Source organism: Methylophaga sp. UBA2513 (assembly GCF_002341285.1).
GTDB classification, from domain to species: Bacteria; Pseudomonadota; Gammaproteobacteria; order Nitrosococcales; family Methylophagaceae; genus Methylophaga; species Methylophaga marina.
The window spans coordinates 232,260-255,672 of sequence record NZ_DDNT01000007.1 but is presented as its reverse complement, the minus strand read 5'-3'; the positions used below and the strand labels follow the sequence as shown (position 1 = coordinate 255,672).

Here is a 23,413-nt window from a genome sequence, read left to right as displayed (position 1 = left end):
TCTGAAAGACCAGCTGAAAAGGCTTAGCACGGTGAGATTGATTTGTTCGCTGTTTGGTATGAGTCTCATTAGCTTTAATAAACAACAGCAATGTCGCTGTCAGCCGAATGTAGCCAGAATACAGTTATAGAGTCAAGTTATATAAACTATTCAGCAAAAGACATAACTGTGTAGATGGACAGTCGAACACTTGTATATCTGATGCGAGACTAAATAAAATACGAGAACTGGCTAAAACTTGAACTTCTGATTACAGTTAGTTATAAGAAATTACTATAAATGCCCATTCATTATATTATGAAATAATAGCAATATATTAAATGGACTTGAATGCATTAGCATTTGTACATGGAGCTTCAATGAAAAAGATTGAATTCAATTATTTTTATTTAATTATTTTTATCATTTTTTCACTAACGTTGAGACTATTTTTTATTGATAAAAACCCATATTGGATGGACGAATCCTATACGTCTTGGTTTACGAATCAGAGTTATTACAATTTAATTTTCTGGGTACCAACCTTCGAGTCTCACCCACCTTTCTATTACTTAGTCACTAAATTATGGAATCATTCGATAGGTCTTTTTTTCAATTTACCAGAAAGATATTTTTCATTACTCACTTCTATATTTTTATTTTATACCTCATATCAAATAAGCAGAGTTTTATGCTTTGATGATAGACAATTTTTCTTAAAATTATCAATATTTATGTTTATTGGACTTAGTCCAGTTATTGCTTGGTACTCGCTCGAGGCAAGACCGTATCTTCTATTGATGTTGTCTTATTCAATTGCAATTTATGGATTTTTTTCAATAATTTTAAACAAAGATAAAAGTTCATACAGAGCGTGGATAATACTTTCTCTAGGGACTTTAATTACAAATTGGTCTCATAGCACAGGACCTATTTATTCTTTCGTTATTTATGTTGCTTTACTTAATAACTATTACTTTAATAGAAACGGAATTCACATAAAATTTTTAGTCGGCTCTGTAATTGCTGTTTTTATTTTTTCGCTTCCTTTACTTTACATTATCATCCAACAATTGCAGGGGTGGAGTTCCAGCACTTGGATTCCTGAGCCTGATATTAACTATATCTTGAACGTTTTAAAGTTTTTATATTTTCCTCACTCTCATAGTGGCTATGGATATATAGAGGTTATTTTTAAAGCATTGATGACTGGCTTATCAATTTATGGATTGTATAAAATAACTAAGGATAAAAATTACCAGTATTTTTATTTGATATTTTTTGCTATTTCCATTCCAGTCATAAATCTCATAATATCGAAAATTGGTCCAAATATATTTCTAGATCGCACATTAAGTCCAGTGATTATTCCATATTATATTTTTCTATCAATAAGCATTACATCGATTGTTAACCGCCGAATAAGGTACGGGCTGTTTATTATTATTTTTCTATTTTTATCGGGTGCTACATATGACACTTTAAAATATCAGCAAAAAGAGCCATGGGATCAAGTTTATAATCACCTTTTACATCAAAAAGAAGAAAATTATATTGTTCTTCTACTACCTAACTCTATAGAGTTAGCTGTAGCTCACGTAAACAGCGATTACAAACAAACGTTAAATATTCATGCAATTCCACATGCTTATCCTGCAATAGGTCTGTCAACTTTTTATCCTGGAGGGACTCCGTCCGTACCGGGATTTACAAGCGCAGATGTTGATGACCTGAGGAAATTATTAAATCATAGCTATGATAAAGTTTTGTTGGTTACTAGAGTGGAATCACTTTTCGATCCTGAAGGTCTTATCCACGATTCATTGATAAGTGAAAATTTATCATTAACTTCATCAAAGCACTTCCGTGGCATCACTGTCTACGAATATCAAAACACATCAAAAGGGTTGGGAAATGAGCATTAGTTCTACTGAGTTATCACTTTTACTGCCAGTTTTCAATGAAGAAGATGTTCTTGAGCCATTTATCTCCAAAGTAAGTGCTATTTTGACCGATAGAGACATTACCTTTGAACTTATATTCATCAACGATGGAAGTACAGACAATACACTTCAAATTTTAAAAGAACAATTAGAGTTAAATAAAAGTATCAAGATCATTAATCTATCTAGAAATTTCGGAAAAGAACAGGCTTTGTCTGCCGGCCTTGATTTTGCTTCTGGTCAAGCAGCGATCCCTATAGATTGTGATTTTCAAGATCCCCCTGAATTGATTATTGATATGTACGAAAAATGGAAAGAAGGCTTTGATGTGGTACTAGCTAAACGCATTGACAGATCTTCTGATACCAGTATGAAGAGGTGGTCTTCAAGTTTATTTTACAGCATCATCGAGAAAATATCTGATGTAGTAATTCCAAAAAATGTCGGTGATTTTCGTCTAATTGATAGAAAAGTAATTGATGTATTAAAAAACTATCCAGAGAGAACACGTTTTATGAAAGGTATTTTTGCATCTGTTGGTTTTCGACAAACCACTGTTGAGTATATAAGACCTGAGCGAGCTGCTGGAAATACAAGCTGGAATTATTTCAGTCTGTATAAGCTTGCTTTAGAGGGAATTGTATCCTTTACATCATTGCCATTGAAGGTTTGGTCTTACCTAGGCTCATTGATATCAATATTTTCATTTATGTATGGATTCTATCTAATTATAAAAACAATCATATTTGGTGTTGATATGCCGGGTTATGCCTCACTTATGGTCGTCATTCTATTTATGTCCGGTTTAGTTTTATTGAGTTTGGGCGTGATTGGAGAGTATCTTTCTAGAATATTTATAGAAATTAAACAAAGGCCAATTTATATAGTTATGGATAAATTCGGTTTTGATGAGTAACAGCTGTGCTAGTAGATAGATTACTCAAGCAAAGATCATTTAAATTCGTTAGTGTGGGATTGCTTGCCACTTTAGTTCACGCATTAATATTTTTAATTTTTTTAGAAAAATTTAGAATAAATGAGCAAATATCTAATTTAATTGGTTTTATATTTGCATTTATTGTTTCTTACACTGGGCAGAGGAAATGGACTTTTTCAGAAAGAATTGTTACACATAAAATTAAGTCTCAAGTTAAATTTTTCCTTTCCAGTTTATTGTCACTCATTTTAAATATGTTGTGGGTTTATATTACAGTTCATATATTAGGGCTTCATGCTAGTTATGCCACGTTGGGTATGATATTTATAACTCCAATCATCATTTATATGATCCTAAACTATTGGGTTTTTATTTAAAATTAATTTTATATTTAAACCCAAGAAAATTATTCATTGGTGTAAGTTTAATTTTAGGATCTGCTCCTAGGCAGTATCAATAAAGCCTATAAAGTTTATCATTAAAAAAATATTTAACTGTAGAACCTATCCCTCACGAAAACTACTTAGTTGAACTGGTGCTATCATTAGAACGTCATATTTTGCTGAGCTCGTATATTGGGTTTGTAATCCCGTTCTGGTTTTAAGACATTCAATCTCTTTACTGTAAATAAAAAAGCCATCACAACATGTGATGGCTTTTTTTGGGTCTCACTAAAAATCTAATGAGTAACCGACGGTCAGCGTTCTACCACGACCTTTGAAATTACGTACGTCAGAACCATAACTGGTCTGTGATGAGTAACTGAAATAATCCTTATTCAGCAGATTCGTTACACCAGCATGAATCTTACCGGTAGAGAGTTTATAGGCCATGGTGGCATCAATCAGTCCATAGGCCTTGAATTGCTCTTCGTCCTTCCCGGGCTCTTCATCAAAGTTACGATCGAAGTTGTAACTCGCTTGTACAAATGATGATAATTATGGCGTCCACTCTGCCTGCCAGCTGGCGATTAATCGGTTAGGCGGAATATTTTGACCATTGAGATCAGTATCGATCTTTGCCATCATCATTGCTGTCGTAACGGCCACGAATATAGGAATAAGCCAAGTTGAGTTTATGGTCATCATTCACTTTCCAGCCTAAGTTAGCTTCGGCACCATTGATTTCAGTTTTTTCACGATTCACAAAATATTCTGTTTTATCGGCATTAGCAGAGAGACGCGAGCCCAAGTCAGAGTCTGACTCGTAGTAGCTGATCTCAAAGTCAACCGTGTCCCAGTCAAACCGTAAACCAATTTCTCTATTGGTCGTCAGGATGGGTTCTAGATCCAGCAAACTATCCACACTCAGGCCAGCGACACTCACACCGCGTAAGACACGCCCCACATCCGGCATACCAAACCCTTCTGAAGTAATTCGCAAACACACTCATCCAGGACAGAGGACTAACAACGATACCACCATTAAACAAGGTCTCACTGAAATCAGGATTCCCCCCTTTGACATCAACACTGCCCTTGCCATAAACAGTAGTGAAGTCATCGACGTCCAGCTCCGAGTGCTCATAACGAACCCCAGCATGTAATACAACGGCGTCTATAGGTTGCAACTGTAGTTGCAGGAAAGGTGCATAATTTTTATAGACCACTTCCGGTACATAATTACGGTTTGTCATGGCCAGATTTTGTAATGAGCTGTCCTCAATCAAATCCAAACCAGTCGTGACTTTCAATCTGTCTTCCAATAAACCATCTTTAACAAAGGTGAATTTTGCCCCTTTCTTCACTGACTCAATCTGCGTTTGATCAATGCTATCAGGCGCCAAAACAGGATCTTCAAAACTACTGGATGCTAGTGCCCCATATAAAGCTTCAAACTCCTGGCGATAGGCCTGGGCGGTAAACTCCATTCCTGCTAAATCATAATTTTGATATTTCAGACTGGTGGTTAATACTCTGTTATATGGCGCATCGCCGACTGGGGTTCCCCTGACTGAGGTAGTGGGTATACCTTTCTCAATATCACCGTCGACGCTAATGTAATCATTGCCACCTTTGACTTGATAACGATTTAGAGAAGCTTCTATATGCTGATCATCATTTATCCAGTAACCCAGCTTAGTGAACAGGTCGTAACTCTTGGAATTCATAATGTCGCCCTGCACATTATCGACACCAATTTCGGTACCATCGGCATCCAGAAACACACCTTGTCTTTCGTAACTTAGGCCAAGCGTATATTCGAAATAATTTTTGCTGCCACTCAGATTGTAATCTGTACGGTAACCCGACGTTTCATCACCAAACTCGCCGGTTGGTGTGGTCATTTGCACATTCAGACTTTGTTTGAGTGAATCCTGACTTGGGCGGCGGGTAATAAAGTTGATAATGCCACCCGTTGTGCCAAGCCCATGAATAGCACTGGCACCGTGAATCACTTCAACGCGCTCCACCATGGACATATCAATGGTGTGACCATCACGCTGACCATCACGTAGTGGGTTACTCTGAGGCACACCATCAATCAAAAATAACGGCGAACGACCACGGAAGGTTTCACCACCACTGGTGAGCTTCTGACGGCTGGGTGAAAATGAAGGTAACAAATTACTTAAAATTTGAGAGCTATCACTGCTCATTTCCATCTGCTGTTCAATCTGCTCACGATTAATCACTGTGACCACTTGTGGCGAATCTTTGAGCTGGGTGTCAGAACGTGTCGAGGTAATCAATAGATCGTCCAGCTCAACACTCTGTTTCTGCTTGGGTGTGACAGCAACGGGGGCTGATTTTCTGACGATAGAGTAACTGCCATTGGATAGTAAGGTCGCCTCTAAGCCTGTATTAGCTAATAGTTCACTCAATAACGAGGATGGCGCTTTAGTCCCTTGGTAAGCTGAGGTCTGGATGCCTGCCACTACATCGGGGCTAAACGAGACGGTAATCCCACTCTGCACAGAAAATTGATTGAGTGCCGACTCGAGTGAGCCTGCTTGAATATGAAAGCTTTGTTGCTGAGTCACACTGTCTGCATAGCTGATGTTGGTTGTGAGATCAGTGCTCACCATGGCGGTCGTTAACATCCCTGCCATGATGAGTTGTCGGCTTAATGGCGACAACGTTAAAGGTAAGAAAGTGGTGTGTTTCATCACTAGTCCTGTTAGTTAATGGATATTAGCGTTGCGATAACGCTGCTATCTAACAGGCCGAACGACACAGCAGAATCGTTAACCCCCTTAAACAAAAAAATATTCAGACAGGTTCAACTTGTGCCCAGAAACGCGTGAAATAACGGACTTTGACTGGCAAAGTGCTACTGAGATTTTCTAATACCGCACGGGTGTCATTGATATTAAATGCCCCAGAGATACGAAGTGATGAAACGCCAGCATCACAATGTAATGTTCCTTTGTGATAACGGCCGAGTTCGTTTAAAAATTGATCCAGTCGCCAGTTGCTGACAATCAACATCCCCTGTGTCCAGGCATCCATATTGACGGGCATCAAACTCAACGAACCGTGTTTCAATGTGTTAAAACGCATGCAGTGGCCGGCTTGAACTTTGACGGCTTTACTGGCTTTTTCCGGCATAACTTCCACCGCATGTTGGCTAACGCCGACCCAGGTTGTATCATCATGACATCTAACCTGAAAGCCGGTGCCGAGCGCTTTGACTGTTCCTTGTGCCGTTTTTACAATAAAGTCTTGCTCAGGCATCTGTTTGCCTGTTTCAACAAGAATCTCACCACGATAGAGTGTTAACTCTCTGGCATGCTCACTGATATTCACATCCAGAGCCGTATCGGTATTAAGTGATACTTGGCTACCATCTGCCAGCTGTATTGTTTTACGTTCACCCGTCCCCGTACGATATTGTGCCATCCAAGTAGAAAAAGTTCGTTGTTTATAGGCCACGCCACTAGCACCACCCACGCTTAAAACGACAACCAATGTTTTGATTAATTGACGACGAGACTGACGTGCCTTTTCCAGCGTGCTCTGTCTGATTTCATTGGGGACAATTTTCAATTGTTTTTGTAAACGTTCCACCCGTTTCCAGGCATCATAATGTCGACTATCAGCAGCAAGCCAGGCCTGATGTGCTTCATAAATAGCATCACCCGGTTGTGCACTTCGAAGATCCACAAACCAACTGGCGGCCTGCGTTAAGATATCTTCGGTGAGTTTCATGGTGAGTCCTCAACCAATAACAAACACTGCGCCATCGCTCGAATAAAATGCTTACGAACAGTCGCCACGGAAACATTTAAGCGCCGACTGATTTCAGCAAATGACAGCCCATCCAGCTGAGCGAGTAGGAAAATTTGTCGTCCGCGCTCACTCATCTCATCCAGCATATGTTCAATCTGTAACAAGGTATCGATAATGAGATGGTGTTGCTCTGCAGACATCGTATGTTGCTCTGGTTCTATTTCCAGCGCATCGAGATAAGCCTGCTCTACTGTACGACGACGAAAAAAATCCACCAGCAAACCACGCGCAATACTGCTTAAGTATGCTCTAGGTGAGTTCAACTCATGCTCACGCCCCTTCATCAATATCTTGATAAAGGTTTCCTGCGTTAAATCTTGCGCGTGCTCAACATGATTTAAACGAGAACGGATCCAGCCCTGAAGCCAGTCTTGATGTTCTGTATAAAGCGATTCCAGCGATTGCACAGCCATTATGAATAGAATTACGTGACAATTGATAATGAGATACATTATCGTTTTGGAAGTAATTTAGCAATAATAAAAATAACGGGCTGTTTGATTTATAAGGATTATTTTAAAAAAGCATGAAGTATAATTGGGCTGTTATAGCCTTAACTGGCTTCGCCAACAACTTTGAGCTTAGTAGCAATAAAGTCTTTGTGGGAAACGTATAACAAACTGGCGAGCTTACGAATCACATGTTCTTCAATATCTTGTAGTTCATGATCGGCCCAGGCTATTTGCCAAAGCATTTCGATGAGTTCGATTTTCTCTTGTTCGTTATATTGCTGATTAATATCGGCTGTGAAGTGATAAAAGTCAGTGGCTTCATTGTGTGCTGCTTCAGCTTCGGCAATCAATTTCTCAGCGTCGCTATCTTTGACATCAAATTGACTTGCCAGGATCTGCCGCAGCATGGCCTTTTCTGTCTCATGCTCTTCATCATCGACCGCAATAATTTCAATCATTAATGCTACCGCCGCCAGCACTTTAGACTGCTGTTGATTCGCTAAATAGACATCGGTGTTATCACCCAAGGTGGATGAAAACATTTGTTTTAGTTTTTCGATCATAGTTATCCCCTGCAAGCAAAACCGACTGCCAGCAGTGAAGTAAAGTTCATTTCTTATTGGATGGGCTGACAATGACAGCAGCTTGATAACGGGGTTTGCCGTAGCCAATCATACGGTTAAATTCTTTATGTGTAACGGGAATATAACCACTATCTGTCACACTTTTATTATCATCCCAATCCACATCCGGATCATGGAAATATACAAAGGTGTCAGAAACAGACACGACCAAAATCCAGTGGGGGGATTTACTTTGGTTCAGACGATATGAGCTTATCAAGACAAGCGCCAGTGCCCCTTTAGATAGATACTCGCTTAATAACGCCGCATCAACCGGTGCTTTGATTTGTTGAATATCAGATTCAGCTATTTTTTCGATAAAATCTTGGTGCACACATTCAATAACCGACTTCTTTTCTTCACTGCGTACACCATTAATAAAGGGAATGTCATCTGAGTTACAGACAAGGGTTGTTTTCAAACCTCGCTGATTGGCTGCTAAAGCCAAGCCTTGTGGACTGCAGCCACCATGACCGGAGGTCATAAAAATTGTTGTGGCTTCGCGCCATAACTGCAATTCAAGTTGACGAGTGAGTGCTAACTCACCATCCATGCTTTTCATTGCCATCATTAGGCAAGCAGGCCCACAGGTAAAGTCGGTTGACTGAGAGTAGTGAGCAACCTCTGGGTGTGTGACTTCAGGCACATGATGCAGCACTTTCATCATGCGAATAGCATCAGCATGATCTTCATAAAAGTCAGTGACAATATCAAACGGTTGATAGCCGAGTTTTTCATATAACTTAATGGCGCCGAGATTATCAGGTCGCACTTCCAGACGCAGAAAGCTTCGCCCATCATCCAGCGCCTGTGTTTCAGCTTCCTGCATTAATTTAGCGGCGATACCGGCTTTTCGATAATTCGCATCAACCGCTAATGAATATACCCGGCCAAGTGACGTTCCTTGTGAGTAAAGTAACAACACATAAGCCACCAGAGTGTCATTGGTAGTCGCCACCAACAACAAGCTGTGACCTTTTTTGATCATCCATTTAAAACTGCGTCTTGAAATACGATCCGTTTCAAAGCACGTTTCTTCTAACTCACTGAGCGCGTTAACGTCATCAAGTGTTGCTTCACGCAGCAAAAACTCAGCGGGAGTTTTGATTGGCATGTTCAGTTAATCCGTCTAACGCCATTTCAATAACCTGACGACCACGGAACAATACTAATTCCTGCCACTGTTTTTGATCAGGGCAGAAGAAATCTTGCATAGCGTGTTTTACATCCATCGTGGCATCATCAGACCAGTCAATCTTGCCTTTCTGTTGTAGTTTTTGATCATCCGATAACACTTGCAACATCTGCTGAGTACCAAACGTACCAAACTCCAAGGTTAAAAAGCACACATTATCGCCTTGCTGATGCCAGAAATAATCATGCAAACCGAGTTTTGTTCCAGAGCTGGATGTCCCCAGTGAAGGTTCAGTGACTGTTGCACCAAATAACTCGACAGCATATTGGTGACCCTGACTGTTAACAGGATGATCACAGATAAGCTCACCAAAACCATAGGGGCCCAATCCACTGTGAATATCAATCACGATCACTTGTTTACGTTTGGCAGGTTTAATTTGTGCGGCCAACTGTTCAATAAGCTGACGTGACCATGTGGGTTCGCTGCCGCCATAATAAGGTGCTGAAGCTTGTTCGTATTGACCTTCTGACAATAAATCAAACTTTTCCCTGTCCTGAGCGACGGTGGCAATATCGGCTTTACCTTGTTCCAGTTCTTGCCAGATTTTTGCTGCTTTTGAGGCCGGTAACTCACTGTTGAAATCAACAAAGTTACGGTTCACATCCACACCTTGATCATCACCACGACTGGCCCAGGCAAATCCCCATGGATTGATCGCATGAACCAGGACCACACAGACATCCTGAGGCAGACGACGATAACGTGTCACAAAATCTGCTTGAATTGCTGAGCCAGCGCCACCTTCCACACCGTGTAGTCCGGACACTAATACAATAATATTTTCTGCTTTTGGATTACCCGCCCAGGCAATATCACAAAATAACTTTTCGTTTTTCGGGCCTTTAAGTGGATGAGGATGATGCGTTAGTCTTTCAATAATCGAGCTGGTTTCGACATTATTGATGAATTTATCTCTTGCGCTGGAATAGCGCTGCGAAAATACGCTTAAAACGGCATCTGCATACATTTTAATGGGCCTCCTGTGCAAAATTTTCGCGAAGGATATGTGAGTTTTGCCATTTTGACCAGCAAATAAAAAGGGATGCAAAATTTTTTATTACATCACCTGTCTATTCACTTTATGATTCGCTTTTAGAAAGCCTTTTGACACTACCATCATCAAGGACAAGACATGACTAAGCATTTGATAATAGTTGAAAATATTGATGACTGGAGTCCTTACTTTCCCAGCGAACAAGTGATCGATGTTGATACCTATCTACAATCCTTATCGCAAAATACTCATGCCCCTGCGCAAATTCTTAATTTATGTCGAAGTCTGGATTATCTCAGTCGCGGCTATTATTGCTCGATGGTGGCAGAAGCCAGAGGGCACCGTGTTTTGCCCGGACTTCGCACTATTAATGACTTATCTCGCAAAAGCCTTTATGCCTACGACTTGTCGGATTTATCCACTCAGCTTGATAAACAGCTCAGCATGGCTTCAGGTGAAAGCTTCGTGCTGAAGATCTGTTTTGGGCAAACACCTATCAGCTCTTTACAGAAGCTGGCCCGACAAATCTTTGAACAATTCCCCTGCCCGATACTGGAGGTGGAATTTAGCTTTAATGGTCACTGGATTATCAGCCAGATAAAAGCCGGTGCGATTAATAGGCTCACAGAAACCGAGCAAGATTTTTTTGCAGAAGCTTTAGATAACTTCAGCCATCGCTTATGGCGGAAGCCGGCTAAGCGTCGCCAGTTTCGATATGACATGGCCATTTTGCATAATCCTAAAGAAACCATGCCGCCGAGTGATATGGCCGCATTGAAGAAATTCATCAGTAGTGGACGTCGCATTGGTATTGATGTGGAGCTGATTACCCCCAAAGATTACATTCGCCTAGCAGAATATGACGCCTTATTTATTCGTGAAACTACCGCTACACATAATCACACCTACAAATTTGCCCGTCGTGCAGAAAGTGAAGGTTTAGTAGTGATTGACGACCCCACATCCATTATTCGCTGCACGAATAAAATTTATTTAAAAGAACTGCTATCCACCAATAATCTACCTATGCCGGATTCACACCTGCTATATCGTAATGATACCGCTGGTCTGGACAAACTTTGTGAAACAGCCACCTTTCCATTGGTGATGAAAATTCCGGACGGTGCCTTTTCAAAAGGTGTGATTAAGGTCAACAATGCAGACGAGCTTCGAGAGCAAGCGCCTGCCTTTTTCCAACAGTCAGCCATTATTCTCTTGCAAGAGTTTATGTATACCGACTACGACTGGCGTATTGGTATGTTTAACAACAAGCCTATCTATGCCTGCCAGTACTTTATGAGCAAAGGCCATTGGCAAATCTACAACCACAACACCAAAAAAGGTACCTCCAGTGGTAAGTCTTCCGCCATCCCGATGAGCGAAGTACCAGAAAAAGTGCTGAAAATTGCGACAAAAGCAGCGAAATTGATAGGAAATGGTCTATACGGCTTGGATATCAAACAAAGCGGTAACCGTATTGTCATTATTGAAATTAATGACAACCCCAGCATTGATAGCGGTGTCGAAGATCATTATCTCGGCATGGCTTTATACGATGACATTATGCGAGAGTTTTTAAGGCGCTTAGAAGAGCGCCGGGCAGCGAGTCATTAATCTTTTTTCCATGCAAATAAAAAGGCGCTGATCATCAGCGCCTTTTTAACACACCGAATTCCGTTTAGAAGCTGTAACTTGCTCCAATCTGGAAGTTACGTTTCTGCCCAGGGAAGAAACGATAACTTCCAAAGGCATAATCAGCTCGATCAGCGTATTCCTCATTTAGAATATTTTTGACCTGTCCATGTAAAGTCAGCTTTTCAGTCACTTTTGTTTCTACACGCAAATTCAGTAGATCATGACCATCATATTTGTGCTCATTTGAAGGTTCTAAATAGTAATCCCCCATGTGTTGCCACTCTAGTTCAGCTCGGCTGTGTGGATTAACATCCCATCCAAGGCGGACATTAGCGATATGTCTTGGTGCAGTATCAATGTCATTGCCAGAAAAAACTTCACTTGCTGTATTAGTAAAGTCATATGTGTGTCTGGCATAAGTGTAGTTAGCACCTAAATCAAATTGTTCAAATAACGGCATTGATAGTGCCACTTCTAGACCACGATGTTTTGTCTTACCATCAGTTACATTTAGTCCATCCGAGTCACGGAAGAAGAAGTTTTTCTTTTTCATATAAAACAAACTTACTTCGTAGTCGATGATAGCTACCGTTCCACGTGAACCCACTTCTATACTATCCAACTTCTCAGAATCCATATCTCCAACGGTTTGCTGGTTCTGTAATCGATATAAGTCCGTTGTTTGAGGTGCACGATTACCTCGAGAGTAATTAGCGAACAAGCTGTGAGCTTGGTTTAGTTCATACACGATACCAAACTTAGGACTCCAGTCATTGTATGTATCTTCTCTATTTGCAGGTCTCAGATATAAACATTCTGATGGTGATGCAAAACATGAGCTTCCATCAGCTTCACCTGTACCAGCAGCAACATTGTTGTCATAATCATAATTAACATGCTCAAACCGTAAACCTGTTGTTGCACGCCATTTCTCTGCTAACTGCCATTCAGCATGGATATAAGGAGCGATAGTTGTCGCCGCAACGTCATAATCGTAGTGAACTCCTTGTTGCCGATTTTTATCAAAGGCAGTATAGCTAGCACGCTGTTGCGTCTGTTTCAGACTGCCATCGGTGTACTCTAAATCTGTACCGAAAATCACTTTATGACCACCATCCAAGTCCATATAGTAGGCAATCTGAGTTCCTACACTTGTGTGTTCATTTTCCTCAATGGCTCGTGAAGGTAGATAATGCTGCCTAAATTTCATACGGTTATCACGAAAATATGGCGTAATACTCAATGTATCGCCATTCGCCATGACATGATCCCAACGTGTATGTAGCCGAACAGAGTGCCAATCACGGAATGCATCAGGATCATCATTAGTTTTCATCAATGAACTATCTTCATAAGCCTTTTCATCATCCGACTCTACAAAACCTGCTGTTTCCTGATTTAGGTTAAAGGCTGAGAAAACGGTTGTGAACGTATCGCCATTGTCTGCGTAGTAATCGTGACGTGCTGTAATTTTTTGTTGACCATACTCTGAATCATCTCGCCAACCACCAAAGTCAGTGCCACTAAAACTGACACGATACCCATGTTTCCCAACAGTATCACTGACAGTACCTTTCAACTTATAAAGGTCATCCGATCCGACGGTGACATCAAGAATCCTCTCTAGATCGAGTGATGGAGGTCTGGAAAGCACATTTATCAGACCATGTACCGCATTAGACCCATACAACGCGCTACCGGGACCTCTAACAACTTCAATGCTGTCTGCCCACTCATAACCGGCTTCAGCTAAGCCATTATTATTGGCAAATCCGGCTGCTCGTAATGGAATACCATCTTCCATAAAGAGAAAAGCACCCGCAGCACCGGGACCGGTTAATACTGGTGAACGGATAGCGACTAATGATTCGGCGCCATTCCCGCGTTGAATATTCACACCGCTTACGCGTGCGAGAGTTTCTTCAATATGGTCAGCATTTATAAGATCAATCTCTTGCTCAGAGACTTTGCCAGTGTTACCAGCTAACTCTCTGAGTGAGGTTTCTGATCTTGTACCTGTGACTACCATCTCTCCTAAGGAAATATCATCTTCGCTAGTTTCTTCAGCAAAAGCGGGGTGCCACATTGTGGTCGCCGCAGCCGCCACCATCAATGTGAGTTGTTTTTTTGAAAACATAATCCAATTCTCTCTTTATAAATATTCATTAATCCCGTAAGTGGGGAAAATTCTCCCATACAGGCTGTTTTAATTCATCAGAAAAATCCCTAAACCCATTGAAAACAGACATTGAAATCCCCAATTACATGATCAAGATCAATTTCAGGTAATGAATCCATTTATGGAATACAAAGACTATTACAAAATTTTGGGCGTCGCCCGTGATGCTTCTCAGGACGAGATAAAAAAAGCCTATCGAAAACTGGCCAGAAAATATCACCCTGATGTCAGTAAAGAAGCCAATGCCGAAGACAAATTTAAGGAAGTAGGTGAAGCCTACGAAGTCTTACGTGACGAACAAAAACGAGCACAATACGACCAGTTTGGTAGTAATTATCGTCATGGTCAATCCTTTAACCCACCACCTGGTTGGGATGATCATGCTGGTTTTGGTGGCGGTAACTTTAGCAGCTTCTTTGAAAACATGTTTGGCGGCATGGGAGGAATGGGCGGCGGCATGGGTGATAATTTCTTCGCCCGTGGTGAAGATGTTAACGCCAAAATTACCATCTCACTGGAAGATGCATTCAACGGTGCCACCAAGACTATCCGTCGTCCTGCTGGCGCCAGTCAGTCCGGCACCATTAACGTAAAAATACCAGCCGGTATTGCCTCTGGTAAAAAAATTCGTTTGTCCGGTCAGGGAAAATCTGGCGGTGGCGGTAAGTCAGGTGATTTATATCTCGAAGTGAATGTAGCACCACATCGTTACTTCCGTCTGGAAGAAAAAGATGTATATCTCGACTTACCTATTGCACCATGGGAAGCGGCATTAGGTGCAAAAATTACTGTGCCCACACTCGCTGGCAAAATTAATCTGACCATTCCTGCAGGTGCACGCAGTGGTCAAAAAATGCGACTAAAAGGTCGTGGATTACCAGGCAAAGAACCTGGCGATGAATTTGTGGTCTTGCAGATAATAGTGCCGCCTGCTGACTCTGATAAAGCGAAAAAACTCTATCAACAAATGGCAGAAGAAATGGCATTTAACCCACGTGAGTCATTGGAATAGAGTATCAGGAGGCATTGTGAAGTTCAGCTTTAAATCATCCATTGTCTGGTTAGCCGCTTTTGTTTTGATTGCTCAAGTCGCATCAGCTGCCCTTCCACTTAACTGGTTTTCTGATAAAGGTGAAATGCCCACATTGGCGCCAATGCTAGATCGCAGTAAACCTGCTGTGGTCAACATTGCGACAAAGAGTGAAGTCAGAGTTCAAGATAACCCTTTCATGAATGACCCTTTTTTTAGGCACTTTTTTAATGTGCCCGAGCAGCCAAGGGTCAGACAACGTCAAAGTCTGGGGTCAGGCGTCATTATTGATGCCAAAGAAGGCTTAGTCATTACTAATAACCACGTCATACGCGGCGCCGATGAAGTGACGGTCTCACTGAATGATGGCAGGACTTTCCAGGCTGAGATTGTTGGTAGCGATCCTGCCACCGATGTGGCACTCATTAAAATTCCAGATGACAACTTATCTGCCCTACCTTTGGCAGACTCCGACTCACTACGCGTTGGTGATTTTGTTGTCGCCATCGGTAACCCATTCGGTCTGGGACAAACAGTCACCTCAGGTATTGTTAGTGCCTTGGGAAGAAGTGGCCTCGGGATTGAAGGCTATGAGAACTTTATCCAAACAGATGCCTCCATTAACCCTGGTAACTCAGGTGGTGCATTAGTTAACCTGCGTGGCGAACTGGTAGGTATCAATACCGCTATTTTTTCACCAGGTGGTGCTTCATCTGGCAATATCGGTATCGGCTTTGCTATTCCCAGTAACCTCGTTAAACAAATTACCGATCAGCTCTTAGAACATGGTGAAGTGCAGCGTGCTTACTTAGGTGTTCAAATGCAGGATATTACGCCTGAATTAGCACAAGCCTTTAATATTGAGCGTCAACAAGGCGCCGTTGTGAGTCATGTGATTCCTGATTCAGCTGCCGCGGATGCCGGCTTGAAAGTCGGTGATGTGATCACAGCAGTCGATGACACGCCATTGCTGAATGCGGATAGCCTAAGAAATACCATTGGTTTGATGGTTGTTGGTCAAACTGTGAAGCTCGATATTATTCGCAATGGCAAAGCCAAAACCATTAAAGCAACAGTAAAACAAACGCGTAAGACAGCATCTGATGGGTTAGTGCATCCTAAGCTTTCTGGTGCCACCTTTGGTGATATTGAGCAGGACTCGCCCTATTACGGTCAGATTGAAGGCGTGGTGGTGTATTCAGTCAAGCGTGGCAGCCCCGCCTGGAAAGCAGGCCTAAGACCTGATGACATTATCACCTCGGTCAACCGCCAGCCAGTCACTGCACTAGAGCAGTTCAAGCCAATGGTGAGTAATGCGAAGGAATTATTATTTAATATTGTTCGCGGCCGCCGTGCGATGTTCTTGTTACTTAAATAAGTCAAAAAAGAGCCTGACTATTCAGGCTCTTTTTTTAATTTCTGGTGAGATTAAGCTTCTGAGTAAAAACGTAGACTCCGTTAGTAAACAATGACCATTCTACATAGAGCTCATCATCATTAGGCGCATCAATGGTAATCATATACTCTAAATAACGAACACCAGCATTAGGACCATTCGAAGCAAACTCACGTTGATTCGCCTCAATATGTCGACCGTTTGCACTCAGTCCATACAAACTTTCGATATTAATCAGACCTAAGGTCTCCGAACGACTGACACGCTCTGCCGGAAACACTTTTTCTAAACGTGCTCTAAACAACACAATACTGCTTTCTTCAACATCTGCTTCGACTTGCATTTGTTTATGTAGTTTTTGTGGGTTGTTATCCGAACCTTTACAGGAAATTTCCTCGCCAGTGCCTGTCCATTGTCCTTTCAGTTGTTTGAGAAACTGGAGCGCTTCTTCATTTTTATCTATGACAAGGCTTTTATCATTATTACGGTATTCCTCTTCCAAAGACTCGACTGTAGGAGAAGGTTGATAACAGTCATAGGCAGCCGCAACAGGTGAATGTAAACACCACCCCAACACCCACATCAAAACATACGATTTTCTCATTATAAAAGGTCCATTTGCGTCGTGATTAACTATGATCAAATGCTTTTCATTATGTGTTGTCAATCGAAACGGACAAATTTACATGCCAGCGTAATTTGCTAAAGTAGAAAACTCACCCGTATATTGAGTGTCAGTAGCAGAAGCACTCACTATTTGTCTGTCTTCATTTACTCAACAACAGGATATAAGCCGAGAACAATGGAATCTATTTATCAGCAAATTATCAGTCGTAACCCGGGCGAACCAGAATTTCATCAAGCCCTGTATGAGGTTTTGGAAACATTAACACCGGTGTTAGAACGTCACCCTGAGTATCACCAAGAAAAAATTATCGAGCGCTTATGTGAGCCAGAGCGACAAGTGATATTTCGTGTGCCTTGGGAAGATGATAATGGCGAACTCCATATCAACAGAGGTTTTCGCGTTGGTTTTAATAGTTCATTAGGTCCATACAAGGGTGGCTTGCGTTTTCACCCCAGTGTCACGCTTGGCACAATCAAATTTCTCGCCTTTGAACAAACTTTCAAAAATGCGTTAACAGGCCTGCCTATTGGTAGTGGCAAAGGCGGAGCAGACTTTGACCCCAGAGGTAAATCTGATCGTGAGGTCATGCGTTTTTGTCAGAGTTTTATGACCAGCCTTTATCGTCATATTGGTGAGTCTACCGACGTACCTGCTGGTGATATTGGTGTTGGTAGTAGAGAAATTGGTTATCTGTTTGGTCAATACAAGCGTATTACGCAACGTTATGAAGCGGGCGTAATCACAGGTAAAAGTCCAAGCTGGGGTGGCACATTAATTCGTAAAAAAGCCACCGGCTATGGTGCCGTCTTTTTCTGTGAAGATATGCTCAGAGCTGTTCATGATGAGGAATTGAAGGACAAAGTCGCCTTGGTTTCGGGCTCAGGCAATGTGGCGACTTATGCTATGGAAAAACTGCGGGCTTCTGGTGCAAAAGTCATTGCCTGTTCAGATTCTGGTGGTGTCATCGTGCATGAACAAGGTATTGATGTTGATGCCATTATTCGTATAAAGGAAGTAGAAAGACAGCGAATCTACACTTATCTCGATATTCATCCTGACGCCAAATACATTGAAAATGGCAATATCTGGGATATTCCGTGTGATATTGCATTCCCCTGCGCTACTCAAAATGAATTGGAAGAAGAAGACGCACAAACCTTAGTCAAAAACGGTTGTATTGCTGTCTGTGAAGGTGCCAATATGCCCAGTACACCAGAAGCGATTAAAGTCTTTCAGACGAATAATGTCGCTTTTGCTCCAGGCAAAGCCGCCAATGCGGGGGGCGTGGCTTCATCCGCCTTAGAAATGCAGCTCAATGCCACTCACAGCAGTAGTTATGAATACAATGAAGATCGTCTGCATGAAATCATGAACCACATTCATAAAGCTTGTTGCCAAACCGCTGAAGAGTTTGGTGAACCACACAATTATGTACTGGGTGCCAATATTGCCGGCTTCAGACGTGTGGCGAATGCCATGTTAGCCTTTGGTCTGATATAGAAAAACGGGCCAGCCTGAATTGGGGCTGGCCCATCTTTTTAAAACAATTTCTTCATGCCAGTCACAATGGATAACACCATCACACCCGCAATCAGGCCAACACCACCATTAAATAACACAGGCATCATAACGGTCATGACTGCACCCATTGATGCATTCAAACCCTCTAATAGATGATGTAAAAAAGGGAGTCCATGCACCAGAATACCGCCACCGACTAAAAACATGGCGATCATGCCCACCACCGATAGAAACTTCATCAACTTGGGCGCGAGAAATAAAATGACCTGACCCAGCTTACGCTGGAAACCATCAAAGCGGCTATCGCCCTGTCCGGCTTTGACTAAAGCCAAACCGGCATCATCGAATTTCACAATACCCGCTACCAGGCCATATACGCCTGAGGTCATCACAATGGCTATTAAAGACACCACGATGGCTTGCGTCGGTAGACTTTCACCCTGAGCCACACCAAGTGCGATCACAATAATCTCTGCGGAAAGAATAAAATCTGTTCTGATCGCCCCTTTTATTTTTTTACGTTCATAAGCTTTGATATCAATATCTTCATCTGCCGTTGCTGCAGCCAGTTTTTTCTTATGCTCGTCATCACTTTCTTCATGTGGTAACCATTTATGAGCCAGTTTTTCCATGCCTTCGTAACAAAGAAATAAACCACCAAGCATCAATAAAATCGTCACACCAATCGGAAAAACAGCACTGATGATCAAAGCCAAAGGAACAAGTATCAGTTTATTAAGAAATGAACCTTTCGCTACCGCCCATACGACAGGTAACTCTCTTTTGGGATCAACACCTGTTACTTGTTGTGCATTAAGTGCAAGATCGTCACCTAATACGCCCGCCGTTTTTTTTGCCGCCACCTTTGTCATCACTGATACATCATCAAGTAATGATGCAATATCATCGACCAGAGCTAATAAACCTACACTTGCCATAGTTTTTATTCCTATATGATTTGCAGGTAGCGTATTTGTTTGCTTTCCTGCTGTCTACCTGACTTTTTCTAAGACAAAAAAGTCAGGATTTTATTGTGGATGAAGTCTATATCTCGTTTATATAAATAAAGCTAAGAATGGCTCGAGCAAATACATTAGTACAGAAATCAGAGCGGTTAAGAGAACGAGCCAAAGATCACCTAAAGTCTTCGCTAACAATTTAATAGTGAGTTTATTCGGGTTATTTCGCGACCCAAACGACCTCCTCGCTTTCCAGTAATTTTGTTAAGTCTGGATAAATGACATAAATGCTTTTGCTGCTGGACTGGGCCTTGATGACCAAATCATATACAAAGCACGCTTTGGGGCTTCTTTTATGGGTATAGCCACAGCATCTGAGAATTGTTCAGACAAAGGCTTCGGAACGATGGCATAAGCCAGGCCAGACGCAACTAACTGCTCAATTAAACTGATGTGGTCAACCACAAACTTTACTTTAGATACCAGTCCCTGACTTGCAAAGGCTTCATCAGTCTGTCTTCGAGCACTACTTTCTTTTGGGTAGTTAACCATCGGCTCAGAGGCAAGTTGATGTAATGACAACAGCTGATTCTTTGCCAAGTGATGTTTGCATGGAAGCACGGCGACCAGAGGCTCTTCAGCCAGTTGAGTATATTCCACCCCAGATATGGATTCATCGACCCATAAGCCAATCAAAGCTATATCGAGACGATGGTTTGTCACATCGGTAATTAATACTTCACTACCTGCTGTTTTTAAACCAATATCAACCTCTGGATAATTTTGGTGAAACTCTGCAAAGACATCTACGATATTGACTATAGTCATTGCTGAAATCATCCCGACATTAAGGCGGCCAGAAACAAGCCCCGTTGTTGCTGTCACGTCAGTGTAAATTTTTTGCACTGAATCTAAGGTATGTTTAGCCTGCTCCACAAACGACTGTCCCGCCAGCGTTAGAGAGACCTTTCTTGAAGTACGTTCAAAAAGGGATACGCCTAACTCCTCTTCTAGCTTTGTAATCTGATGACTTAATGCCGACTGAACGGTGTGGCAGCGTCTAGCTGCCAGGGTAAAACTTGATTCTTCGGCTACAGCTACGACATATTCAATTTGTCTTAGATTCATTGATCTATCTCATTTAAAGATAGCTTCAATGATAACAATGCATTTGAATCATTAATACTTACATCGCATAGTATGGCTAATTCACTCTCTGAAATGCCTTATGACAAAACAACAAACCGTACTTACGCAAGGCTTAGTTTTACTGATGGCAACCGCCACCGGCATTGCCGTAGCAAGTAATTACTACGCCCAACCATTACTCGATACCATAGCCAATGAATTCAGGCTAAGTCACTCCCTGGCCGGCAATATCGTCACCACAGCTCAGCTGAGTTACGGCATAGGCTTGTTGTTTTTAGTGCCGTTGGCAGACAGGCTAGAGCGCCGTCAACTTATTGTTGTCATGAGCCTATTCGCAACCGTTGGTTTGTTAATAAGTGGCTTTGCTGGAAGTTTGCCATGGTTATTACTCGGCACAGCCATAACAGGCCTTAGCTCTGTTGTCGCGCAAGTATTACTGCCACTGGGCGCCACACTGGCCTCAGAACAACACCGAGGCAAAGTCATTGGCACAATCATGGGCGGACTTTTGCTGGGCATATTGTTGGCTCGTGTTGTGGCGGGCGGCTTATCCAGCCTGGGTAGCTGGCGATACATTTATTGGTTTGCTGCTGTTGCTATGTTCATTACAACACTGGCTTTGGCTCGTTATTTACCGACTTACCATAACAATAACGATATGAGCTACAAGCAGATATTAGGCTCTGTTATGGGCCTGTTTATCAAAGAACCAATACTTCGTTATCGATCCATTTTGGGGATGTTGTCATTTGTCTTGTTTAGTATGTTTTGGACGCCCCTCGCCTTCCTATTAGCCGAGCCTCCCTATGAATATAGCGACGCTACTATCGGCTTGTTTGGTCTTGTTGGTGTGGCAGGTGTATTTGCTGCGTCATGGGCTGGTAAATTAGCCGATGCCGGAAAAGGCGATCTTGGTACTCGTTTAGGTTTATCAGTATTACTACTTAGCTGGCTACTGCTCTTTAAGGCGCCAAGTTCACTTATTGCGCTTCTAGTCGGCGTATTATTGTTGGATTTGGCTGTACAGTTAGTGCATGTCAGCAATCAAAATAAAATTTATTCATTACACCCTGACATCAGGAATAGGCTCACTTCAGCCTATATGACCTGTTATTTTATCGGTGGTGCATTTGGGTCCTGGTTCTCAGTTTTGCTTTACCAGCATTATGCTTGGCATGGAGTTGTTATAGGCGCCTGTAGTATTGCTATCATCGCCTGCTTTTTTGGGTTCAGATCAAAAAAGTATTAAAAGTGTAAACACTCACTCACAATTGAGGCTCAATATCCAGGTGTAGACCATAGGTACATACTGGCCTGTTTATTTAATATAGATAGAGAATACACAGCATCACAAGCTCGCCCAGCAGCACCATAACAAACATGAAGGGGTAACAGATGTTCTTCTCTGGGGTGACAATAGCGTGCGTGAGGCGCTTCATCCCAGTGTTGCAAACGCACCTTCCTATCTTGCTCGCTGATATTAGCACTTGAGCACGTCTCAGCGAGCCAGTCTTCAAAAGACTGATTCATTTGTGCATGAGTCGGATCGTCTTTGCTAAAAAAAGCGCGCATATTATGAAATGAAAAACCCGAACCAATAATAAGCACATCTTCAGCCAGAGTGTCATTCAGTACTTCTCCGATCTTTAGATGAAGCTCAGGATCCAACCCATTGACTAAAGAAAGCTGAATACAGGGAATATCTGCATCTGGATACATAATGGTTAGCGGCACAAACACCCCATGATCCAGTCCCCGCTCTTCCTCAAGCTCCGCAGCTATATTGGCGGCATTAAGTTTTTTCACTATCTGTTCAGCTAACTCAGGTGCACCTTCGCAAGGGTATTTAAACGCATAAGAAGCCTCAGGAAAGCCATAATAGTCATAGAGCAAACCAGGCTGTTTTTGATGTGTGATGCGGACATGATTTGCTTCCCAGTGCGCACTGATCACAATAATCGCTTTTGGTTTTTTTATCTGTGTTGAGAGGGTAGTCAGTGTGTCAACTAACTCTTGATGTGAAGGGTCACCTAATAGCGGTAAAGGCCCACCTCCATGGGAAATGAATACGATATCTGCCATCATTTCACCTCGATAAACCACTTTGGCTTCATTCGGCCAAAGTCTGTTCTGATAGGTGATTTCAAACGTCTGGCAGAATCAATGACCACAGCATTGTCGCCATCACGCGTAAACACCGCCCAATGCCAAAATGGCTTTCCTTGCTCCCTATGCCACTTTAGAGCGATAAGCGCTCTATCAGGCAATCTGTCCCATGACACAAAAGTCGTTTGCTTATTACTGACTGAGATATGCAATGCAGAGAGTAACTGCCTGACATGGCAAGTCTCGGACCAAAGCGTTTTATCCTCGGCAAAGATACCCCATGAATTGGCTAGCTGTTTGGCTTCGGCATAGCTTATCTGGGCTAAATTAGCACAGGCAGCGATACCACAGCCTGAAGGCTCTTCTTGAACTACTGCCCAACCGCTCACTTGTGTTTTCATTTGCTACTTCAAACTCACGATGCTGAACATATAAACGGTAAACATGACTGC

Annotated in this window: 22 protein-coding genes; 8 read left to right on the top strand and 14 right to left on the bottom strand. The window is 42.1% G+C overall.

Annotated features, from left to right (window positions below):
- Positions 1 to 359 precede the first annotated feature (359 nt).
- From B3V56_RS04230 to B3V56_RS14720, 3 genes are read left to right on the top strand one after another with little or no spacing between them, the layout of a single operon-like run.
- On the top strand, positions 360 to 1,904 hold the full coding sequence (locus B3V56_RS04230; protein WP_289283995.1) for a glycosyltransferase family 39 protein: 1,545 nt from the start codon (positions 360 to 362) through the stop codon (positions 1,902 to 1,904).
- Complete coding sequence (locus B3V56_RS04225; protein ID WP_289283134.1) at positions 1,894 to 2,838, top strand: glycosyltransferase family 2 protein; 945 nt, start codon at positions 1,894 to 1,896, stop codon at positions 2,836 to 2,838. Before B3V56_RS04230 ends, B3V56_RS04225 begins: the two co-directional genes overlap by 11 nt.
- Positions 2,839 to 2,843: 5 nt before the next feature.
- Positions 2,844 to 3,236: a GtrA family protein gene (locus B3V56_RS14720; protein WP_289283133.1), complete on the top strand. Its 393-nt coding sequence runs from the start codon at positions 2,844 to 2,846 to the stop codon at positions 3,234 to 3,236.
- A gap of 294 nt (positions 3,237 to 3,530) precedes the next feature.
- Here the strand turns inward: B3V56_RS14720 and B3V56_RS04220 are convergent, their stop codons facing one another.
- The 8 genes from B3V56_RS04220 to B3V56_RS04185 all read right to left on the bottom strand — a co-directional run bounded on the left by B3V56_RS04220 (position 3,531) and on the right by B3V56_RS04185 (position 10,331).
- Positions 3,531 to 3,692, bottom strand: a complete 162-nt coding sequence (locus B3V56_RS04220) for a hypothetical protein (protein WP_339608421.1) — start codon at positions 3,690 to 3,692, stop codon at positions 3,531 to 3,533.
- A gap of 172 nt (positions 3,693 to 3,864) precedes the next feature.
- Positions 3,865 to 4,242, bottom strand: a complete 378-nt coding sequence (locus B3V56_RS04215) for a TonB-dependent receptor domain-containing protein (RefSeq protein ID WP_289283994.1) — start codon at positions 4,240 to 4,242, stop codon at positions 3,865 to 3,867.
- Positions 4,157 to 5,968 (bottom strand): TonB-dependent receptor domain-containing protein, encoded by a 1,812-nt coding sequence (locus B3V56_RS04210; protein WP_289283993.1) that lies wholly within the window; start codon positions 5,966 to 5,968, stop codon positions 4,157 to 4,159. Before B3V56_RS04210 ends, B3V56_RS04215 begins: the two co-directional genes overlap by 86 nt.
- A 103-nt stretch (positions 5,969 to 6,071) precedes the next feature.
- Complete coding sequence (locus B3V56_RS04205; protein ID WP_289283992.1) at positions 6,072 to 7,010, bottom strand: FecR domain-containing protein; 939 nt, start codon at positions 7,008 to 7,010, stop codon at positions 6,072 to 6,074.
- On the bottom strand, positions 7,007 to 7,504 hold the full coding sequence (locus tag B3V56_RS04200) for a sigma-70 family RNA polymerase sigma factor (protein WP_289283991.1): 498 nt from the start codon (positions 7,502 to 7,504) through the stop codon (positions 7,007 to 7,009). The genes B3V56_RS04205 and B3V56_RS04200 overlap by 4 nt, the downstream gene beginning before the upstream one ends.
- Before the next feature lie 140 nt (positions 7,505 to 7,644).
- Positions 7,645 to 8,106 carry a TerB family tellurite resistance protein gene (locus tag B3V56_RS04195; RefSeq protein WP_289283128.1) on the bottom strand — a complete coding sequence of 154 codons (462 nt, stop codon included), beginning with the start codon at positions 8,104 to 8,106 and terminating at the stop codon, positions 7,645 to 7,647.
- 46 nt (positions 8,107 to 8,152) lie between these two features.
- Positions 8,153 to 9,280, bottom strand: a complete 1,128-nt coding sequence (locus tag B3V56_RS04190; protein WP_289283127.1) for a GNAT family N-acetyltransferase/peptidase C39 family protein — start codon at positions 9,278 to 9,280, stop codon at positions 8,153 to 8,155.
- The gene (locus tag B3V56_RS04185) at positions 9,258 to 10,331 is read right to left on the bottom strand and encodes a DUF2817 domain-containing protein (RefSeq protein WP_289283126.1); all 1,074 of its coding nucleotides are present in this window, start codon (positions 10,329 to 10,331) and stop codon (positions 9,258 to 9,260) included. The genes B3V56_RS04190 and B3V56_RS04185 overlap by 23 nt, the downstream gene beginning before the upstream one ends.
- Before the next feature lie 165 nt (positions 10,332 to 10,496).
- Between B3V56_RS04185 and B3V56_RS04180 the strand changes: the two genes are divergently transcribed.
- Positions 10,497 to 11,972, top strand: a complete 1,476-nt coding sequence (locus tag B3V56_RS04180; RefSeq protein WP_289283125.1) for a RimK family protein — start codon at positions 10,497 to 10,499, stop codon at positions 11,970 to 11,972.
- A gap of 64 nt (positions 11,973 to 12,036) precedes the next feature.
- Here the strand turns inward: B3V56_RS04180 and B3V56_RS04175 are convergent, their stop codons facing one another.
- Positions 12,037 to 14,130 carry a TonB-dependent receptor gene (locus B3V56_RS04175; RefSeq protein ID WP_289283124.1) on the bottom strand — a complete coding sequence of 698 codons (2,094 nt, stop codon included), beginning with the start codon at positions 14,128 to 14,130 and terminating at the stop codon, positions 12,037 to 12,039.
- A 163-nt stretch (positions 14,131 to 14,293) separates the two neighbouring features.
- On the opposite strand from B3V56_RS04175, the gene B3V56_RS04170 reads away from it, so the two are divergent.
- Both B3V56_RS04170 and B3V56_RS04165 read left to right on the top strand, forming a co-directional pair.
- Positions 14,294 to 15,184 carry a DnaJ C-terminal domain-containing protein gene (locus B3V56_RS04170; protein WP_289283990.1) on the top strand — a complete coding sequence of 297 codons (891 nt, stop codon included), beginning with the start codon at positions 14,294 to 14,296 and terminating at the stop codon, positions 15,182 to 15,184.
- 16 nt (positions 15,185 to 15,200) lie between these two features.
- Positions 15,201 to 16,580, top strand: a complete 1,380-nt coding sequence (locus tag B3V56_RS04165) for a DegQ family serine endoprotease (protein WP_289283989.1) — start codon at positions 15,201 to 15,203, stop codon at positions 16,578 to 16,580.
- 34 nt (positions 16,581 to 16,614) lie between these two features.
- Here B3V56_RS04165 and B3V56_RS04160 read toward each other — a convergent pair whose 3' ends face one another.
- Positions 16,615 to 17,202 (bottom strand): hypothetical protein, encoded by a 588-nt coding sequence (locus B3V56_RS04160; protein ID WP_289283121.1) that lies wholly within the window; start codon positions 17,200 to 17,202, stop codon positions 16,615 to 16,617.
- Positions 17,203 to 17,400: 198 nt separating this feature from the next.
- On the opposite strand from B3V56_RS04160, the gene gdhA reads away from it, so the two are divergent.
- Positions 17,401 to 18,726, top strand: a complete 1,326-nt coding sequence (gdhA, locus tag B3V56_RS04155) for an NADP-specific glutamate dehydrogenase (protein WP_289283120.1) — start codon at positions 17,401 to 17,403, stop codon at positions 18,724 to 18,726.
- 38 nt (positions 18,727 to 18,764) lie between these two features.
- Here the strand turns inward: gdhA and B3V56_RS04150 are convergent, their stop codons facing one another.
- Positions 18,765 to 19,685 (bottom strand): DUF808 domain-containing protein, encoded by a 921-nt coding sequence (locus B3V56_RS04150; RefSeq protein WP_289283119.1) that lies wholly within the window; start codon positions 19,683 to 19,685, stop codon positions 18,765 to 18,767.
- A gap of 285 nt (positions 19,686 to 19,970) precedes the next feature.
- Positions 19,971 to 20,834 (bottom strand): LysR family transcriptional regulator, encoded by an 864-nt coding sequence (locus B3V56_RS04145; RefSeq protein ID WP_289283118.1) that lies wholly within the window; start codon positions 20,832 to 20,834, stop codon positions 19,971 to 19,973.
- Between the two features lie 100 nt (positions 20,835 to 20,934).
- Here B3V56_RS04145 and B3V56_RS04140 point away from each other — a divergent pair, with 100 nt between their 5' ends.
- Complete coding sequence (locus B3V56_RS04140) at positions 20,935 to 22,104, top strand: MFS transporter (RefSeq protein ID WP_289283117.1); 1,170 nt, start codon at positions 20,935 to 20,937, stop codon at positions 22,102 to 22,104.
- Between the two features lie 29 nt (positions 22,105 to 22,133).
- Here B3V56_RS04140 and B3V56_RS04135 read toward each other — a convergent pair whose 3' ends face one another.
- Together B3V56_RS04135 and B3V56_RS04130 are read right to left on the bottom strand one after the other, a co-directional pair.
- Positions 22,134 to 22,937: a DODA-type extradiol aromatic ring-opening family dioxygenase gene (locus B3V56_RS04135; RefSeq protein ID WP_289283116.1), complete on the bottom strand. Its 804-nt coding sequence runs from the start codon at positions 22,935 to 22,937 to the stop codon at positions 22,134 to 22,136.
- Positions 22,937 to 23,362 (bottom strand): hypothetical protein, encoded by a 426-nt coding sequence (locus B3V56_RS04130; RefSeq protein WP_289283115.1) that lies wholly within the window; start codon positions 23,360 to 23,362, stop codon positions 22,937 to 22,939. The genes B3V56_RS04135 and B3V56_RS04130 overlap by 1 nt, the downstream gene beginning before the upstream one ends.
- Positions 23,363 to 23,413 lie beyond the last annotated feature (51 nt).

What these genes read in the sequence shown, in the direction of transcription:
- B3V56_RS04135 (WP_289283116.1), bottom strand. Translation starts at nt 22,937, where the DNA reads ATGGCAGATATCGTATTCATTTCCCATGGAGGTGGGCCTTTACCGCTA.
- gdhA (WP_289283120.1), top strand. Translation starts at nt 17,401, where the DNA reads ATGGAATCTATTTATCAGCAAATTATCAGTCGTAACCCGGGCGAACCA.
- B3V56_RS04200 (WP_289283991.1), bottom strand. Translation starts at nt 7,504, where the DNA reads ATGGCTGTGCAATCGCTGGAATCGCTTTATACAGAACATCAAGACTGG.
- B3V56_RS04145 (WP_289283118.1), bottom strand. Translation starts at nt 20,834, where the DNA reads ATGAATCTAAGACAAATTGAATATGTCGTAGCTGTAGCCGAAGAATCA.
- B3V56_RS04205 (WP_289283992.1), bottom strand. Translation starts at nt 7,010, where the DNA reads ATGAAACTCACCGAAGATATCTTAACGCAGGCCGCCAGTTGGTTTGTG.
- B3V56_RS04130 (WP_289283115.1), bottom strand. Translation starts at nt 23,362, where the DNA reads ATGAAAACACAAGTGAGCGGTTGGGCAGTAGTTCAAGAAGAGCCTTCA.
- B3V56_RS04170 (WP_289283990.1), top strand. Translation starts at nt 14,294, where the DNA reads ATGGAATACAAAGACTATTACAAAATTTTGGGCGTCGCCCGTGATGCT.
- B3V56_RS04160 (WP_289283121.1), bottom strand. Translation starts at nt 17,202, where the DNA reads ATGAGAAAATCGTATGTTTTGATGTGGGTGTTGGGGTGGTGTTTACAT.
- B3V56_RS04220 (WP_339608421.1), bottom strand. Translation starts at nt 3,692, where the DNA reads ATGGCCTATAAACTCTCTACCGGTAAGATTCATGCTGGTGTAACGAAT.
- B3V56_RS04230 (WP_289283995.1), top strand. Translation starts at nt 360, where the DNA reads ATGAAAAAGATTGAATTCAATTATTTTTATTTAATTATTTTTATCATT.
- B3V56_RS04195 (WP_289283128.1), bottom strand. Translation starts at nt 8,106, where the DNA reads ATGATCGAAAAACTAAAACAAATGTTTTCATCCACCTTGGGTGATAAC.
- B3V56_RS04190 (WP_289283127.1), bottom strand. Translation starts at nt 9,280, where the DNA reads ATGCCAATCAAAACTCCCGCTGAGTTTTTGCTGCGTGAAGCAACACTT.
- B3V56_RS04180 (WP_289283125.1), top strand. Translation starts at nt 10,497, where the DNA reads ATGACTAAGCATTTGATAATAGTTGAAAATATTGATGACTGGAGTCCT.
- B3V56_RS04225 (WP_289283134.1), top strand. Translation starts at nt 1,894, where the DNA reads ATGAGCATTAGTTCTACTGAGTTATCACTTTTACTGCCAGTTTTCAAT.
- B3V56_RS04175 (WP_289283124.1), bottom strand. Translation starts at nt 14,130, where the DNA reads ATGTTTTCAAAAAAACAACTCACATTGATGGTGGCGGCTGCGGCGACC.
- B3V56_RS04185 (WP_289283126.1), bottom strand. Translation starts at nt 10,331, where the DNA reads ATGTATGCAGATGCCGTTTTAAGCGTATTTTCGCAGCGCTATTCCAGC.
- B3V56_RS04150 (WP_289283119.1), bottom strand. Translation starts at nt 19,685, where the DNA reads ATGGCAAGTGTAGGTTTATTAGCTCTGGTCGATGATATTGCATCATTA.
- B3V56_RS04140 (WP_289283117.1), top strand. Translation starts at nt 20,935, where the DNA reads ATGACAAAACAACAAACCGTACTTACGCAAGGCTTAGTTTTACTGATG.
- B3V56_RS04210 (WP_289283993.1), bottom strand. Translation starts at nt 5,968, where the DNA reads ATGAAACACACCACTTTCTTACCTTTAACGTTGTCGCCATTAAGCCGA.